Annotated in this window: 14 protein-coding genes and 1 other annotated feature (1 of these 15 running past the window's edge); of the genes, 10 read left to right on the top strand and 4 right to left on the bottom strand. The window is 42.8% G+C overall.

The features are described 5' to 3' along the window. Positions 1–21 (top strand) — a binding site (T-box leader) (it extends 226 nt beyond the left edge of the window). Between the two features lie 66 nt (positions 22–87). Continuing rightward, a complete protein-coding gene (locus tag B1K52_RS03960; protein ID WP_077305543.1) occupies positions 88–1,284 on the top strand; it encodes an MFS transporter in 1,197 nt (398 codons plus the stop codon). A 31-nt stretch (positions 1,285–1,315) separates the two neighbouring features. Here B1K52_RS03960 and chrA read toward each other — a convergent pair whose 3' ends face one another. Beyond that, positions 1,316–2,497, bottom strand: a complete 1,182-nt coding sequence (chrA, locus tag B1K52_RS03955) for a chromate efflux transporter (RefSeq protein ID WP_077305541.1) — start codon at positions 2,495–2,497, stop codon at positions 1,316–1,318. 205 nt (positions 2,498–2,702) lie between these two features. On the opposite strand from chrA, the gene B1K52_RS03950 reads away from it, so the two are divergent. From B1K52_RS03950 to B1K52_RS03940, 3 genes are all read left to right on the top strand, one after another. Further along, positions 2,703–3,290, top strand: coding sequence for a TetR/AcrR family transcriptional regulator (locus tag B1K52_RS03950; protein ID WP_256855830.1), 588 nt, complete (start codon positions 2,703–2,705; stop codon positions 3,288–3,290). A 22-nt stretch (positions 3,291–3,312) separates the two neighbouring features. Next, positions 3,313–4,764, top strand: coding sequence for a DHA2 family efflux MFS transporter permease subunit (locus tag B1K52_RS03945; RefSeq protein ID WP_077305539.1), 1,452 nt, complete (start codon positions 3,313–3,315; stop codon positions 4,762–4,764). Between the two features lie 80 nt (positions 4,765–4,844). Then, a complete protein-coding gene (locus tag B1K52_RS03940) occupies positions 4,845–5,666 on the top strand; it encodes a GNAT family N-acetyltransferase (protein ID WP_179106454.1) in 822 nt (273 codons plus the stop codon). Between the two features lie 27 nt (positions 5,667–5,693). Here the strand turns inward: B1K52_RS03940 and B1K52_RS03935 are convergent, their stop codons facing one another. Further along, positions 5,694–6,977: an aspartate aminotransferase type Ic gene (locus tag B1K52_RS03935; RefSeq protein WP_077305536.1), complete on the bottom strand. Its 1,284-nt coding sequence runs from the start codon at positions 6,975–6,977 to the stop codon at positions 5,694–5,696. A 117-nt stretch (positions 6,978–7,094) separates the two neighbouring features. Here B1K52_RS03935 and B1K52_RS03930 point away from each other — a divergent pair, with 117 nt between their 5' ends. Then, positions 7,095–8,222, top strand: a complete 1,128-nt coding sequence (locus B1K52_RS03930; RefSeq protein ID WP_077305534.1) for an alpha-hydroxy acid oxidase — start codon at positions 7,095–7,097, stop codon at positions 8,220–8,222. Positions 8,223–8,248: 26 nt separating this feature from the next. Next, positions 8,249–8,686 (top strand): phosphate-starvation-inducible protein PsiE, encoded by a 438-nt coding sequence (gene psiE, locus B1K52_RS03925; protein ID WP_077305532.1) that lies wholly within the window; start codon positions 8,249–8,251, stop codon positions 8,684–8,686. A gap of 18 nt (positions 8,687–8,704) precedes the next feature. On the opposite strand, the gene B1K52_RS03920 is transcribed toward psiE, so the two are convergent. Beyond that, complete coding sequence (locus B1K52_RS03920; RefSeq protein WP_077305530.1) at positions 8,705–9,253, bottom strand: hypothetical protein; 549 nt, start codon at positions 9,251–9,253, stop codon at positions 8,705–8,707. Positions 9,254–9,366: 113 nt separating this feature from the next. Here B1K52_RS03920 and B1K52_RS03915 point away from each other — a divergent pair, with 113 nt between their 5' ends. Together B1K52_RS03915 and B1K52_RS03910 are read left to right on the top strand one after the other, a co-directional pair. Continuing rightward, complete coding sequence (locus B1K52_RS03915) at positions 9,367–9,954, top strand: TetR/AcrR family transcriptional regulator (RefSeq protein ID WP_077305529.1); 588 nt, start codon at positions 9,367–9,369, stop codon at positions 9,952–9,954. Positions 9,955–10,238: 284 nt separating this feature from the next. Further along, positions 10,239–11,684: an NADP-dependent glyceraldehyde-3-phosphate dehydrogenase gene (locus B1K52_RS03910; RefSeq protein ID WP_077305528.1), complete on the top strand. Its 1,446-nt coding sequence runs from the start codon at positions 10,239–10,241 to the stop codon at positions 11,682–11,684. A gap of 65 nt (positions 11,685–11,749) precedes the next feature. Here B1K52_RS03910 and B1K52_RS03905 read toward each other — a convergent pair whose 3' ends face one another. Beyond that, entirely contained in the window at positions 11,750–12,988 is a 1,239-nt protein-coding gene (locus B1K52_RS03905) for an NADP-dependent malic enzyme (RefSeq protein ID WP_077305527.1), read from the bottom strand. A 336-nt stretch (positions 12,989–13,324) separates the two neighbouring features. Here B1K52_RS03905 and licT point away from each other — a divergent pair, with 336 nt between their 5' ends. Both licT and B1K52_RS03895 read left to right on the top strand, forming a co-directional pair. Further along, positions 13,325–14,167 (top strand): BglG family transcription antiterminator LicT, encoded by an 843-nt coding sequence (licT, locus tag B1K52_RS03900; RefSeq protein ID WP_077305525.1) that lies wholly within the window; start codon positions 13,325–13,327, stop codon positions 14,165–14,167. A 187-nt stretch (positions 14,168–14,354) separates the two neighbouring features. Continuing rightward, a complete protein-coding gene (locus B1K52_RS03895) occupies positions 14,355–16,277 on the top strand; it encodes a beta-glucoside-specific PTS transporter subunit IIABC (RefSeq protein ID WP_077305523.1) in 1,923 nt (640 codons plus the stop codon). The last annotated feature ends 14 nt before the right edge of the window (positions 16,278–16,291 follow it).

Below are 16,291 nucleotides of genomic sequence, written 5' to 3'. Positions count from 1 at the left end.
CGACGGTATCTCGCCCCTAAGATTTCAATCTTGGGGGTGGGATTTTTTATTGGCTTCAACTTCAAACGAACGAAATGGAGGAAGAAGATGAACAAATACCGTTTACGTGCTATTGGCATGCTGATTGCGATTACTTTTGCATCTTGCGGGGAATGGATCTACCTGATTGCATTGAATTTAAAGGTGTATCAGCAAGCAGAGCAAGCAGCTATAGCGGTTGCGATGCTGTATATGATCAAGCCTGCTGCTGGTCTTTTAATGAACAGTTGGGCAGGAAGCTTCATTGATCGAATGGACAATCGAAAGCTGATGATAGGATTATATCTTGTAAGGGTTATGGGAATAGCGAGCATGATGCTGACTGATTCTCTGGGGCAAATTTATCTGCTTGTCTTCCTTGTTGCAGCTGCAGCTTCCATATTCGAACCAGCAAGTCTGCCGTATATTACTGGACTGATACAAAAACGGCACTGGCAGTGGTTTAATTCATTTCGGGCAATAGCAGATGGAAGTGGATTTGTGTTAGGTCCTGCAGTGGCTGGTATATTGGTAGGTATCGGCTCGGTGGACATGGCACTGCTTGTCAATATCCTCTTATTGCTGCTGGCTGCTGGAATTTGTCTGGTACTGCCTTCGATAAAGCTACCAGTGGAACAAGAAAGCGGACAGCACTGGCTGACGATTTGGAGAGAGGACTGGAAACTGGTTACTGCATTTAGCAAAAAGTTTGCTGTGCTGACATTGCTGCTGCTCTTATTTTCCTGCATTACAATTATGACGGCGGCTGTCGATTCGATGGAAGTAGCTTTTGCTTCAGAGGCAGTCGGCTTAACGGAAGCTACCTATGGGGTGCTAGTGAGTGTTGCGGGGGCAGGTTTCATCATCGGCTCCATTTTATTAAGTATGATAACACGCTATTTTCAAGCTATACAGCTGCTTTGCTATGGAGCAGTCGCAGGGGCAGTCGGTTATATTGTGTTTTCATTTTCGTACAGCTTTTTGTCCGCCAGTGTTGGCGTATTTCTGCTTTCGGCTGCGTTAGCATTTGCGAATGCTGGTTATCTAACGTATATGCAAGAGCATATTCCGGAGAAGCAGCTGGGCAGAATGATGAGTATGTACCAAACGATTGAGTCGGTACTCATCATCGGGATGACAGCGGTCCTCGCGGGCATTAATGCGATGACAGATGTAGCTATAGCTGTACAGATTGGGTGCTTCATCATGCTGCTGCTAGCGCTGCTGTTATTTTATTTCGGCAAAAGAAGCAGCTTATCAAGTTAAAAGGACATGCTCGTGCAGCATGTCCTTTTTCTTATAACATAAATCCGCTTAAGGCACCTAGTATAACAATAGACCACGCGGGCAGCTTCCAAAACGCGAGCATGCTGTAAAAGACAGCCGCAAGGGCAATGTCCATGGGAGAATGAATGGTTGATGACCAAATTGGAATAAAAAATGCACTGATTAAGATGCCGACTACCGCTGCGTTAATCCCAGCAAAGGCTTTTCGGAAGCTGTGGTTTTTCTGAAGAACTGTCCAAAAAGGCAATGCGCCTATCAACAGCAAAAAGGCAGGCAGAAAAATGGCAGCGGTAGCTAATAAACCGCCTTGCCACCCGTAAAGTACAGTCCCCAAATATGCGGCAAAAGTAAAGAGCGGACCAGGAACTGCCTGAGCGGCACCGTATCCCGTAAGGAAATCCTGCTGACTAATCAAACCAGTTGGAACGAATTCACGCTCCAAGAGAGGAAGGACAACATGTCCGCCGCCGAAGACGAGTGATCCAGCACGATAAAAGCTATCCGCCATGGCAAGTACCGGATTATCTAGGAAGACACGCAGAAGTGGAAGTCCTGCTAGCAGCAGAAAGAATAAACTTATACAGATGATACCAGTTCTTCTCTTTAATGAGATGTCTACGGCAGCAGATTCTTTGGATATCGCACTCGGGTGCAGAAAAAAGTACCCGACGGCTGCTGCAAGTAGGATAGTGAGCAGCTGTGACAATTGATGTGACCATAGAAGTGTGAGCACCAGGGCACCGAGAGCTATTGCCTTAGCTTGTAAATTGGTTGTTAATTTTTTACTCATACTAAGTACGGCATGAGCAACTACCGCTACTGCTGCAAGCTTGAGCCCTTGAATCCAGCCAGCGTCAGTTATATTTGTTTGACCGATAAAGATAGCGAATAAAATAAGTGCTAGAACGGAAGGCAAGGTGAATCCAAGGAACGAAATAATCCCGCCAATCAAGCCGCCTCTGACAATTCCGATGCCAATCCCGACTTGACTGCTGGCAGGTCCGGGAAGAAACTGACTCAGAGCTACTAAATTAGCATAAGCTCGTTCATCCAGCCAGCGTTTGTTTCTTACATACGTTTCTTGGAAGTAGCCCAGATGCGCTATCGGCCCACCGAAAGATGTGCATCCCAGGCGAAAGGATACAAGAAAAATTTCCATTAGAGCCGATAATTTTTTTTGATTGTTCGTCATATTTCATACTCCTTTCCATATATTAATCTTTGGTATAACGTAAACACGCTTGAAAAGTCACATGTACTATAACATCAACGTAACTTATTTGCTTAATAATTTACAAAAAGTTAATAAATAAAAAATCTGGAGCACATTCTTGACAGACAGACCAAAAGAAAATATTATTATCTAGACCGATTGTTATAATTTAAGGAGTGCAGGGTTGTATGAATCCGTGAAAAAGAAGGAAACCACAAAAGAACTTATCTTACGAACCGCTTCAGAGCTGTTTCAGCGGCAAGGATTTCATGGTACGGGTTTGAATCAGATTATTGAAGAAAGCGGAGCGCCAAAAGGGTCGTTGTATTATCATTTTCCAAATGGCAAGGAAGAAATCGCTTTGGAAGCAATTAAGCTGATGAAAACACTGGTCTTAGAAGGCGCTGCTAAGGACTTGGCTGCCAAAGATACCGCTGTGGAAGCTTTTCAGTATCATATTCATAATATAGCCGCAGACTTCGAAAAAAAACAACAAATGGAAGGTGTGCAGATTGGACTTATTGCATCAGAGACAGCAGCAACAAACGAAGTGCTGCGCAACAGCTGTCAGCATGCATACGCCGATTGGCAGGCTTTATATACCGACCGTTTAATAGCCTTTGGTTATGAAAAAGAAATGGCGAAAGACTTAGCCGTTACAATAAATGCCTTAATAGAAGGAGCGGTGATTCTTGCGGTGACAAACGCATCTGGAAATCCGCTGTACAGTGTAGCGAAACAGCTTCCGTCATTACTAAATCAAAATTCTTAATTTGGAGGAGAGAATATTGCAAATGGATAATAACAAAACTGCAACAGCCACAGCCAGCAGCGAGATTAGAGCTATGCCAATCATTATTTCATTCTTGATCGCTGGTTTCATCGGTTTGTTCAGTGAAACAGCGCTAAATATCGCGCTTCAGAATATCATACAAAACTTCGGCATTACGCCGTCTACAGCACAATGGCTGACGACAGGTTATTTGTTAACGCTAGGTGTACTTGTACCGGTTTCCGGTTTAATTATGCAGTGGTTTACAACTCGACAGTTATTCTTAACATCTTTAGTTTTCTCGATTATTGGAACACTTATTGCGGCGCTTGCGCCATCGTTTGCCGTGCTGCTCGTGGCACGAATTGTACAGGCAATTGGAACTGCACTTTTACTTCCGCTAATGTTTAATACAATTCTAAACATTATACCGCCGCACCGTCGTGGTAAAGCGATGGGACTAATCGGATTGGTTATCATGTTTGCACCTGCAGTTGGTCCGACTGTTTCTGGTCTGATTATCGATAAGATGTCATGGCACTGGATTTTCTGGTTCTCCTTGCCTTTGCTTGTAGTGGCACTTGTTTTCGGTGCTTTCTTCATGCAAAACGTGACAACATTAACGAAACCTAAAATTGATATTTTATCTATCATTCTATCCACTATCGGTTTCGGCGGCGTCGTATATGGCTTCAGTCATGCAGGTGAAGGCGGCGGATGGGGAGACCCAATCGTAATCATAGCGCTTTCAGTAGGTGCCTTGAGCTTGATTCTTTTCTCTGTACGTCAGGTTCGGATGGAACAGCCAATGATGAACTTGAATGCGTTCCGTTATCCGATGTTCGTAATAGGTTTAGTGTTAATACTAGTTAGTATGATGGTTATGCTTTCTTCAATGATTTTACTGCCATTGTACTTGCAAACTGCGCTCTCCATGACGCCGCTAGCTGCGGGCCTTGTTTTGCTTCCTGGTGGTGTTATCAACGGTTTGCTCTCACCTGTTATGGGAGGGCTGTTTGATAAATTCGGACCAAGATTCCTAGTAACACCTGGCTTGATTCTTGTTACAGTTGCTATGTTCGGATTTTCTACTATTTCTTTAGAAACGTCTACTGGTTTCATCATCGGATTGCTAATCGTATTGATGATTGGTATCTCCATGATTATGATGCCAGCACAGACAAATGGTTTGAATCAGCTGCCTCCTAGCTTGTATCCAGATGGAACAGCAATCATGAACACATTACAGCAGGTTGCTGGTGCAATCGGTACTGCTGTTGCGATTTCCATCATGACTGCTGGGCAGAATGGCTACTTGGAAGATGCAGCAAATCCAAAGGACCCACAAACAGTGATTCAAGCATTTACAGAAGGTGTTCAAAGTTCCTTTATCTTTGGTATTATCATTGCTATTATCGGAGTGGTAATCAGCTTCTTTATTAGAAGGGTAAAAGTAGAACATCAAGAAAATTAATGAAGCATCCTGCCGTCTATGCGGCAGGATTTTTTGTCTTTGCTGTATAATGAAAGGAAGGCAGAATGGGGGTTAGGATGTTGAGAGAGCAGCAACTGACAGACATCAAGCAGTTACAGCAAGCAGTGGAGCAGTATGAGGGTATTGATTTGAAATTGAATTGGGATATGCTTAGTTCACGCGATGACAAGTTTCAGGAAGATTTTCTATACTATGATGCAGACCAACTCGTCGGTTTTCTGGGACTGTATCGCTTCGGCAGCAAGGTTGAAGTATGCGGCATGATTCACCCAGCTTACCGCAGGAAGGGTATATTCACAAAACTTTTCAAAGCTAGTTTGCCTTCGCCCAACGGAGCTCGCTCTGTATTGTTAAATACACCAGGCAGCAGTGAATCAGGCCGGGCGTGGCTGAGGAGCGTTTCCTGTACATATGAAGAATCGGAATACTTGATGCGATGGAGTGGAGAATCAGTTCCTGAATCAGCAGAGGAAGTTAGTTTGAGACAATCACTTCCGGATGATGCCGAATTGAAGAAGCAACTGGATATCGTTTGTTTTAATTTTGAACCAGATGAAGCAAAGGAATATAATGACCGTCTGGAACGTGATGGCTATCAACAGGAATTTTACATGATAGAGGCAGAAGGTAAAACAGTCGGAAAGATTCGTATTCATCGTGACCAGCAAAGAAGCGAAATTTATGGGTTTGCAGTATTGCCGGAATTTCAAGGAAAAGGATACGGAAGAAAAGCCTTGCAGCAAGCTGTAGGGATGGAAGCTGGTCAGGGCCAGTCAGTTTACTTGGATGTACAAATCGAAAACAAGCATGCTTTATCTTTGTATACTGCAAGCGGCTTTCATAAAGAAAGTCAGCAGGATTATTATCGATATCAACTATAAAGGCCGCTCGGGTGAGCGGCCTTTGCCTTATTTCTGTAATAGATGATTGATGCTTACCATTTCTACACATAGGCACAGCACGTCAATCGCTTTCTTCAAATCTTCAATCGGTGGCAGTGTTGGTGCAATCCGAATGTTTGCGTCATAAGGGTCTTTGCCATATGGGTACGTTGCACCGGCGCTTGTCAGTGTAACACCTGCTTTCTTGGCGAGCTCTACGACTTCTTTGGCGCAGCCTTCCATCGTATTTAAGCTGATGAAATAGCCGCCATTCGGGTTCGTCCAATCGGCTATGCCTTTACCGCTCAATTTTTCATCCAGGATAGTCAGGACTGTCTGAAATTTTGGTGCGATGATAGCCGCATGCTTTTTCATATGATCAGCCAGTGTAGCTTTATCTTTTAAGAATGCGACATGACGCAGCTGATTCAGTTTATCCGGTCCAATGGATTGGATGGAAAGATTTTTTTTGTAAAATGCGATGTTTCTTTCACTGGAAGCTAGAACAGCAACACCAGAACCAGGGAAAGTCACTTTAGAAGTAGAAGCAAACTGCAGCACGCGGTCAGAATTTCCGGCTTTAGAAGCTGCTGTCATGATGTCCTTCAGTTCATCCGGTTCGTCGGTAAGGTGATGAACCGTATAGGCATTATCCCAAAAGATACGAAAATCCTCCGCAGCGGTTTTCATATTTGCAAGTCGATCAACTACACGATCTGTGTACGTGATGCCATCTGGGTTACTGTATTTTGGTACGCACCAGATGCCTTTGATTTGTGAATCGGCGGCTGCTAACTTTTCAACTTCATCCATATCGGGACCTTCTGGTGTCATCGCAACGGGAATCATCTCAATACCCAATGCTTCGCAAATGGCGAAATGGCGATCATAGCCAGGACTTGGGCAGAGGAATTTTACATTACCTTGCTTCACCCATGATGTTGCGTCCTCTGATACTCCGTGAAGCAGGAACTGGATGATCGAGTCGTGCATCATTGTTAGGCTGCTGTTTCCGCCAACGATCACTTGTTCTGGTGATACATCGAGTATGGAAGCGAAGAAAGCTTTTGCTTCTGGAATGCCGTCTAACACACCGTAATTTCGGGTATCTAAGCCATTTTCTGTCTTGACTGTACTTGAGGAAGTCAGGACATCCAGCATTGGTTGAGATAAATCAAGTTGTTCTGTGCAAGGTTTGCCGCGTGTCATGTCCAGCTGCAGCTGCTGACTTGCGATTTTCTCGTAGGCATCTTGCAGTGTATTATATTTTTCTTGTAATGCGTCATTTGAAAGATTATGATAATTAGCCATGATTGCCGCCTCCGCCTGATTATTTTTCACAGATTATCTTATCACGAAAAAAGTGGAATTCCTAACGAGTTCGAATTATTCTATTAATATTCTAAGCTAGGCTTGGGGGTGCTAAGTATGGGAAATGTGTTTACTAGAATTGGGGAACAGTCGGATGGCTACCCATTGTTTGCAGAGGAATGGGAAGAGAAAGCGAAAGAAATATTACCAGCAGGTCCTTTTGGATTTCTGCAAAGCGGTGCCGGTGATGAGATGACGCTTGGACAGAATCGCGAAGCTTTCCGTGCGTATGATATTTTGCCGCGTGTTTTGCGAGATGTATCAGACGTTGATCTAACTGTTGAGTTACTTGGACAAACGTTATCTATGCCAGTTCTGCTGGCGCCCGTTGGTTATCAAGGTATTTTTCATCCAGAGATGGAGATTGGCAGTATGAAGGCCGCAGCGGACGCTCACCTTCCATTTGCTGCAAGTACAGTTACGACAGCTTCCTTAGAAGAAATAGCGACAGCTGCACCGGAGGGTATAAAATGGTTTCAGCTTTATTGGTCAAATAACCGTAGCTTGACAGCCAGTATGGTGAAACGAGCGGAAAGAGCTGGTTATCAGGCCATTGTAGTAACTGTAGATACCGGACTCCTTGGCTGGCGAAAACGAGATTATCGGAATGGTTACTCACCACTGAAATTATTAGAAGGTGCCGCAAACTATGTGCAAGATCCGGTCTTCCGCGAAATGGTCCCTGACCTTTCAGAAGCACATATAAGAGAAGCCATTTTGGAAAACATTCACCATCCAAATTTGACTTGGGATGACCTGCTGTTTCTTAGGGAGCAGACAAGCCTGCCAATTGTGGTTAAAGGGATTCTGCATCCTGCTGATGCGAAGCAGGCTGTTGATTTAGGTTTTGATGCGATAGTTGTCTCCAACCATGGCGGGAGGCAGCTTGATGGCGCTGTTGCATCTCTTCGTGCCTTGCCAGCTGTTGTAGAGCAGGTGGATGGCGCGGTACCGGTACTGATAGATGGCGGAATTCGATGTGGAGCTGATGTGTTTAAGGCAATTGCACTGGGAGCAGATAGTGTTCTGATTGGCCGGCCTTATGTATATGGACTAACTGTCGGCGGACAAGCAGGTGTGAGCCGTGTGATCGAAGATTTCCGAACGGAATTGCAGCTGACTTATGCACTAGCAGGCGTAACGCGAACAAAGGATATTCATGCGGCATACCTGGTGAAAAGGTAGGGTATAGGACTTTTAGAGGTGATGATATGCGGACACAGACCCATGTGAAGAACAAAAGGACAAAAGTAACGATTGCGACAGTTCTGCAGTATATCTTAAATATAGCTTTGCTTCTCCTGGCTATCGCGATTTCTATTCTATTAGTAAAAGAACTGATTGATATTATTACCAATTCACTGTTCAATGACGGAAATACTTCCAGACTGACATTCTTGAACAATATCTTGGTATTCTTCCTTTATTTTGAGTTCATCGCCATGATTGTAAAGTATTTTCAAGAAGATTATCATTTTCCGATTCGATATTTTCTTTACATCGGCATCACAGCTCTCATTCGTCTGATTGTTGTGTACCATGAGAGTGCACTGTACACATTATATTATTGCGGAGCCATTCTCATACTCGTCCTTTGTTATTTTGTTATGAATTTGGCTAACGGAAGATCAAAGAAAGAAGACTTTTGAATAAGAAGCATACCAGCTCTAAGAGCTGGTATGCTTCTCTTTTTTGGGGAACAAGGTATAGCAGAAACTGATGAGAAAATCAATGCCTAGTACAATCGACCAAATGCGCAGTACATTTGTAAGTGCTTCTGTCCGATTTGGATCATTAATCCAATATACAACTGCAAGCAGCAGAACAACTCCGATGATGTATGCCAGCAGATGCTGCAGCCAACCCTTCACTTCTTTGCGGGCGTGTGCTTTCCCATAGAGTTTCTTTGGTTTTTCACCTTGTTTTGCAATGTAGTAAGCAAAACGCTGATCTGCCCAGCGTATCATCGATTTTCCATATGCTAGACTGATGCCAATGTAAATAGCGGCTATTGCGTGAGCGGTAGTTGCGGTTGCGCCGCGGGCTAGGTCGTACGCTGTAGCAACAAGCAGAATTAAATCAATCAGAGGGGTTGTGCTAAGCAGAATTATACCGAGTTTAGGCAGTTTAAACACATAGCGAGACAGCAAACCAGCAGCAATAAAGATCCAGAACCCAACTTCACACAATATGATTAATGCGATAATGGCATTCATCGATTCCTCTCCTTTTTTAGTACAGTTGTATTATTATGCTAGCACGATTACTTTTGTGATACAAGTGTATTAAATAAATTGCTTTCATATGCGACTTTTGATACAGTGAGATCATGCCAAAAAAAATTGATCATGAAGCGAGAAAACAAGATATAGCCAAAGCAACTTGGCAGGTCATTCTGGATGGCGGGATAGAAGCGGCATCGGTTCGCAATATTGCGAATGAGGCAAATTTGTCACTCGGTGCATTGCGTCATTACTTTTCTACGCAAGAGGAACTGCTAGACTATGCGATGGAGCTTGTTAAATCCCGTTGTGAAGCACGGATTATGCAGGTTGTCCAACAGAATTATCCGCCAAAACAGCTTGTCACAAAGGTGCTGCTGGAACTGCTGCCTATTGACCGAGAATCAATGGCGGAAATGCAGGTATGGTTTGCCTTTACGCTGCATTTAAAATACAAGCACGGCAAAGCTTTCCGACAGACAGATGGTATACGGGAGGCAGTCCAGCGTGCACTTGTTTTTTTGTCAGATAGCGGACAACTGAAAAAGGAAAAAGATTTAGCGAAGGAAACCGAAAAGTTATATGCTTTAATTGACGGGCTGGCTATTCATCGGTTTCTTAATCCTGAATTATTTTCTGGAGAATATACAGCTGAAATACTAACCGAATATATAGATGACCTGTGTAAGAAATGAGAAGAGGAGCAATTGATGCTCCTCTTTTTTAAATTAAAAAAATGATTGTTCTTATGCTGATTCTAGCGAAGAACAGTTGCCGTAAAAATTAATTGGATAATGAAAATGACATACTAATATTATATGTTGTATACTCAGAAACCTTGATTTAAAGGAGAAATATAAAAAAGTAAATTTGAGCAAAATGATTTCATTATAAAAATATTAGTAGTAGAATGGGTGTCAGTAACTTTTTTAAGTTTTTTAATTAAATAAACTAACTGTAACACAAGGAGGAGAAAGTAATGGAGTCAACATTAACAGCACAACGTTATTATGTGAACGGTGAATGGAAAGAAAGCAGCACAGGAAACGTGGTAGAAATACAGTCCCCGTACAAAGATGGTGTTGTCGGTACTGTTCAGGCATTATCTCAGGAAGAAGCGGAAGCAGCGATTCAATCTGCTAAGCAAGCGCAAAAATCCTGGGCTAAGGTTAGCTTGCAAGAAAGAGCAGATCTGCTTTATAAATGGGCAGATGAGCTGCTTGTGATGCAGGATGAAATTGCACAGACAATGATGCAAGAAGTTGGAAAGAGCCTGAAAGACGCGAAAAGTGAAGTGCAGCGGACATATGATTATATCCGTTATACTGCGCAAGAAGCGCTGCATACCAATGGGGAAAGTATGAAAGGCGACCGCTTCCCAGGGGGATCCAGTTCGAAGGTTGGTATTGTGGATCGTGTACCTTTAGGTGTAGTGCTAGCGATTTCACCGTTTAATTACCCAGTGAACTTATCAGCATCTAAACTTGCTCCAGCACTTATTTCCGGTAATACAGTTATCTTTAAGCCAGCGACTCAAGGCGCTTTGAGCGGAATTAAAATGATGGAAGCACTTGATCGCGCAGGACTCCCGGCAGGGGTTGTTAATATCGTTACTGGCCGTGGTTCCGTTATAGGTGACTTCCTTGTGGAACATAAAGATATAAGCATGGTTTCCTTTACGGGCGGCACGAAAACGGGAGAGAATCTTGCAAAAATCGCAGGAATGAAACCAGTTGTACTCGAGCTAGGCGGTAAGGATCCTGGGATTGTCCGTGAAGATGCGGACTTGGATAAAGCCGTAAAAAATATTATAAGCGGTGCTTATTCTTATTCTGGTCAGCGCTGCACAGCTATTAAGCGTGTACTTGTGCATGATAATGCAGCAGATGAGCTAGTAGCTAAATTGAAAGAGCAAGTGGCAGAACTTGCGGTCGGATCACCGGAAGAAAGCAATACGGTTGTACCATTGATTGATAGTAAATCCGCTGATGGTGTGCAAGCGCTCATCGACGATGCATTGGCAAAAGGTGCAACTTTAGTGGCTGGTAACAAACGAGAAGGCAACTTGATTCACCCGACATTGCTTGATCATGTAACAGAAGATATGGATGTAGCTTGGGTTGAGCCATTCGGTCCAGTATTACCTGTTATTCGTGTTGGATCTGATGAAGAAGCAATTGAAATTGCCAACAAATCACAATATGGTTTGCAAGCGAGCATTTTCACACGTGATGTGGATAAAGCTTTTTATATCGCAAATGAATTAGAGGTCGGCGCTGTTCAAATCAACGGACGCACAGAACGTGGCCCTGATCACTTCCCATTCCTTGGGGTAAAAGGTTCAGGTATGGGAACACAAGGGATTGCTAACAGTATTCTTTCCATGACTCGAGAGAAATTGACTGTATTGAATTTAGATAACTAAAAAAGAGGAACCCCATAAGGGATTCCTCCTCAGGCAGAGCTTACATGCTCTGTCTTTTTTTATGTTTAGTTTTCGTCGATTAGTGTCAGCTGACGTGTTTTCTCCGCCACTTCTTCTGGATCGACTGTGATACGGTTTACACCAGTGTCCATTGCTGCTTTCGCTACTGCTTTGGCAACAGCTGGGGCAACGCGCGGATCGAATGGAGCTGGGATTACGTAGTCTTCGTTCAAATCGCTCTCGTCGATTAGCTCGGCAATTGCTTTAGCAGCGGCGATTTTCATTTCCTCATTAATGCCAGTTGCACGAACATCTAGTGCACCACGGAAAATACCAGGGAAGGCCAATACGTTGTTTACCTGGTTCGGGAAGTCAGAACGTCCTGTACCGATAACCCGGGCACCGGCTTCTTTCGCATCATTTGGCAAAATTTCTGGATCTGGGTTAGCCATTGCAAAGATAATTGGATCTTTCGCCATTGTGCGCACATCTTCTTGAGAAAGCAGGTTTGCAAGGGATACACCGATGAACACATCTGCATCCTTGATTGCATCAGAAAGACTTCCTTCTTGGCGATCACGGTTTGTGATTTTCGCAACGCGGTCTTTCATCTTGTTCATGCCTTCTGGGCGACCTTCGTAAATCATCCCTTTGGAATCACACATGATGACGTTGTTTACACCAAGGCTGTGCAGCAATTCGATAATGGCAATACCAGCAGCGCCTGCACCGTTTGCGACAACTTTGATATTGTCGAAGCTTTTGCCAACCAATTTCAGTGCGTTCAATAGACCAGCAACTGTTACGATGGCAGTTCCGTGCTGATCATCATGGAATACTGGGATGTCTGTTTCTGCTTTCAAGCGTTCTTCAATTTCGAAGCAGCGCGGTGCAGAGATATCTTCCAAGTTTACACCGCCGAATGTTGGTGCCATTAATTTCACAGTGCGAACGATTTCGTCCACATCATTTGTGTCCAGCACAATTGGGAAGCTGTCTACACCTGCGAAGCTCTGGAATAGAACCGATTTCCCTTCCATAACTGGCAGGGAAGCTTCCGGACCGATGTTTCCGAGGCCAAGTACAGCAGAGCCATCGCTGACAACAGCAACCATATTGCCTTTCATTGTATATTCATAAACATCATCTTTATTCTGATGAATTTCTTTACATGGTTCCGCTACACCTGGAGAGTATGCAAGACTCAAATCTGTCGCGTTACGGACAGGGATTTTCGACTTCATTGTCAGTTTCCCTTTGTTTTCGCGATGTATTTTCAGTGCGTCTTCTCTTAGATTGCTCATGTTTTTCATCCCTTCTTTATATGTAAATACCTTTAGTTAGATTTCTATACCAGCTTCGATTATACCTGTCTGTGAAGGAAGAAAGCGATTAATTGGCTTGTAATTCCATTTATATAATTAAACTAATCAATAGTTAAATTAAAGTAAGTGGAATTAAGGTGCATTATATAGGATTGACGGAGAATCTGCGCTATGTTATTTTTGAGATAAAGCGTTTACAATAATTGTATGTGGATTGTTACCGCAAGGCGGGCAAAACCTGAATTTGCACATGGAGTTAGTTTCTGTGTGTGAGTTTGGGTTTTTTATCTTTGTAACGGTAAAGGGGGAATAGAGATGAAAATCGAGAAAATCCTGAATAATAGTGTCGTGGTGACGCAGAACGAAATGAATCAAGAACTGGTCGTGATGGGAAAGGGATTAGCTTTTAAGAAAAAGATAGGAGATACAATAGAAGTATCACAAATTCAGAAGAAATTTGTCTTAGAAAAATCAGGCACCAGTGAAAAACTTGAAACACTGCTGCGTGATATCTCTCCCATTTACCTAAATATAGCAGCGAAGATAGTTGAGTATGCGCGCGGTCACCTTCCTTATGAATTGGACGAATATCTGTACGTTGCTTTAACCGATCATCTAAGCTTTGCCATTAGCAGAGAAAAGCAAGGAATCAAACTAAACAATCCGCTAGCTTGGGAGATCCGTAAATATTATAAACAGGAATATCAAATCGCCTGGAAAGCGCTCGATGTTATAGAAGAGGATACAGGTTACCGGCTTGGCGAAGATGAAGCTGCCTCAATTGCATTACACTTGGTGAACAGCCAGCTAAATGGTGAACATATGCTGAAAGCAGTACAAGTAACAGAGATTGTCAGTAATCTGCTTAACATTGCTACATATCATTTAAAAGGAAATTTGGATGAGAACACAGTGAACTATGAACGTTTTCTGACGCATTTGCGCTTTTTTGCTGTCCGGTTTCTGCGCAATGAAAGGTTGTCTGATTTGGGAGAATCCTTCTTATATGATCAAGTCCGGTTAAAGTATAAAAATGCATTTGAGTGCACAGAGAAAATGAACATCTATTTGAAAAATCAATTTGATTCAGGATTAACACAAGAGGAACAATTGTACTTAACTGTTCATATCCACCGTCTTGTTAAGCAACTGCAATAAGTAAAAAATGAAAATGTAAGCGTTGACATTAAGGTGAGGCGGTGCTATATTTTAGTTATCAGCTGAATATCCTTCGAAGGAATGTTACCTTAATAGGGCATAACCTGATTAGCTAGGCTGCACAACATTTGTGCGCCTGACTGATCAGGTTTTTTATTTGCCTAATTCCAATAAAGGTGGGATTAAAATGAAGTATGAGCAATTGGCAAAACAGATTATCGAACATGTCGGTGGACGAGAGAATGTCAATAGTGTTGTACATTGCATTACACGTTTGCGATTTAAGCTAAAAGATGAAGATAAAGCAAATACCGAAGCACTCAAAAACATGGATGATGTTGTTACTGTGTTGAAAAGCGGCGGACAATACCAAGTTGTTATCGGCAACCATGTGCCAGATGTATATAAAGCAGTAGTACATGTTGGCGGATTCTCTGGTAATGAGCAACCCTCTGATAGTAAAGACACAGATACGAATGCGTTTAATAAATTTATTGATATGATTTCTAGCATTTTCACTCCGGTTCTGGGTGTATTGGCTGCAACTGGTATGATTAAAGGTTTCAATGCGCTTTTTCTAGCTGTAGGATGGATTTCAGAAGAATCTGGAACCTATCAAATTCTTAATGCTGTGGGCGATGCTCTGTTCTACTTCTTCCCTATTTTCTTAGGCTATACAGCTATGAAAAAGTTCGGAGGCAGTCCGTTTATCGGAATGGCAATAGGAGCAGCGCTTGTTTATCCGAACTTGTCTGGTCTTACAACAGGTGATCCGCTTTATACATTATTTAGCGGAACGTTATTCGAATCGCCTGTGCACATTACTTTCTTAGGAATTCCGGTCATTCTGATGACCTATTCTTCTTCCGTTATTCCGATTATCCTGGCAACCTATTTTGCGTCTAAAGCAGAAAAAGGTTTCCGCAAGATTATTCCTGATGTTATTAAAACGTTTGTTGTACCGTTTTTAACATTATTAATCGTGGTACCGCTTACATTTATCTTGATCGGTCCAATTGCAACTTGGGCGGGACAGCTTATCGGGCAAGCAACTATTAGTATTTATGAGTTAAGTCCAATTGTTGCAGGGTTGTTTATCGGTGGTTTTTGGCAGATATTTGTTATCTTCGGACTGCATTGGGGATTGGTGCCAATTGCAATAAACAATCTAGCAGTATATAAATCTGATCCGATTCTGGCATTGTCATTTGCTGCTTCCTTCGCACAAATTGGTGCTGTTTTAGCAGTATGGATTCGAATCAAACAGAAAAAGCTGAAAACCTTAAGTGTCCCGGCGTTTATTTCTGGTATCTTCGGTGTTACGGAACCAGCAATTTATGGTATTACACTACCTTTGAAAAGACCGTTTATCATGAGTTGTATCGGTGGGGCGGTTGGTGGAGCTGTGCTCGGATTATCTAATACACAAGGGTATATGACAGGAGGACTAGGAGTTTTCGCTATTCCTACTTTTATAAGTCCTGATGGCTTTACTTTCGGATTCTGGGGTTCATTTATTGCACTAGCTGCGGCATTTACAGTTACATTTGTACTAACCATGCTGTTTGGTTTCACGAAAGAAAATAACAAACCAGATACAGTACAAGAACCTAGTACTACGCCAATACAAAAAGAAGAAAAACTTGCTGTAGGCAATGAAATAATTGCCAGCCCATTCCAAGGTATGGTGATCCCTTTAGATGAGATTAAGGATGAAGCTTTTGCTTCTGGTGCACTCGGAAAAGGAGTGGCGATTATTCCAACAGAAGGAAAGCTGTATGCGCCGGCATCTGGTGAGGTATCTGCGCTGTTCCCGACAAAACACGCAATTGGGATTACAACAGATAATGGTGCTGAAATTCTAATTCATATAGGCATGGATACAGTCCAGCTGGATGGCGAGTTCTTTGAAGCATTGGTGAAGCAAGGAAGCAGAGTGGAAAAAGGACAATTGTTAATAGAGTTTGATCTAGAACAGATTCAACAGGCAGGATACGATGTCGCTACTCCTGTACTGGTTACAGATGCAAGGGCTTACAAAATGATCGCGGCAACAGAAGAAAAACAGATAAAATTAGGAGAGCCGCTGCTCACACTTGATATGGCATAATTCAAAGTTAAGAG

This window comes from Terribacillus halophilus (assembly GCF_900162685.1).
Taxonomy (GTDB): Bacteria; Bacillota; Bacilli; order Bacillales; family Amphibacillaceae; genus Terribacillus; species Terribacillus halophilus_A.
This window is presented reverse-complemented; position numbering and strand designations above follow the sequence as displayed.

What these genes read in the sequence shown, in the direction of transcription:
- psiE (WP_077305532.1), top strand. Translation starts at nt 8,249, where the DNA reads ATGCGGACACAGACCCATGTGAAGAACAAAAGGACAAAAGTAACGATT.
- B1K52_RS03920 (WP_077305530.1), bottom strand. Translation starts at nt 9,253, where the DNA reads ATGAATGCCATTATCGCATTAATCATATTGTGTGAAGTTGGGTTCTGG.
- B1K52_RS03935 (WP_077305536.1), bottom strand. Translation starts at nt 6,977, where the DNA reads ATGGCTAATTATCATAATCTTTCAAATGACGCATTACAAGAAAAATAT.
- B1K52_RS03945 (WP_077305539.1), top strand. Translation starts at nt 3,313, where the DNA reads ATGGATAATAACAAAACTGCAACAGCCACAGCCAGCAGCGAGATTAGA.
- B1K52_RS03930 (WP_077305534.1), top strand. Translation starts at nt 7,095, where the DNA reads ATGGGAAATGTGTTTACTAGAATTGGGGAACAGTCGGATGGCTACCCA.
- B1K52_RS03915 (WP_077305529.1), top strand. Translation starts at nt 9,367, where the DNA reads ATGCCAAAAAAAATTGATCATGAAGCGAGAAAACAAGATATAGCCAAA.
- B1K52_RS03905 (WP_077305527.1), bottom strand. Translation starts at nt 12,988, where the DNA reads ATGAGCAATCTAAGAGAAGACGCACTGAAAATACATCGCGAAAACAAA.
- B1K52_RS03910 (WP_077305528.1), top strand. Translation starts at nt 10,239, where the DNA reads ATGGAGTCAACATTAACAGCACAACGTTATTATGTGAACGGTGAATGG.
- licT (WP_077305525.1), top strand. Translation starts at nt 13,325, where the DNA reads ATGAAAATCGAGAAAATCCTGAATAATAGTGTCGTGGTGACGCAGAAC.
- chrA (WP_077305541.1), bottom strand. Translation starts at nt 2,497, where the DNA reads ATGACGAACAATCAAAAAAAATTATCGGCTCTAATGGAAATTTTTCTT.
- B1K52_RS03960 (WP_077305543.1), top strand. Translation starts at nt 88, where the DNA reads ATGAACAAATACCGTTTACGTGCTATTGGCATGCTGATTGCGATTACT.
- B1K52_RS03895 (WP_077305523.1), top strand. Translation starts at nt 14,355, where the DNA reads ATGAAGTATGAGCAATTGGCAAAACAGATTATCGAACATGTCGGTGGA.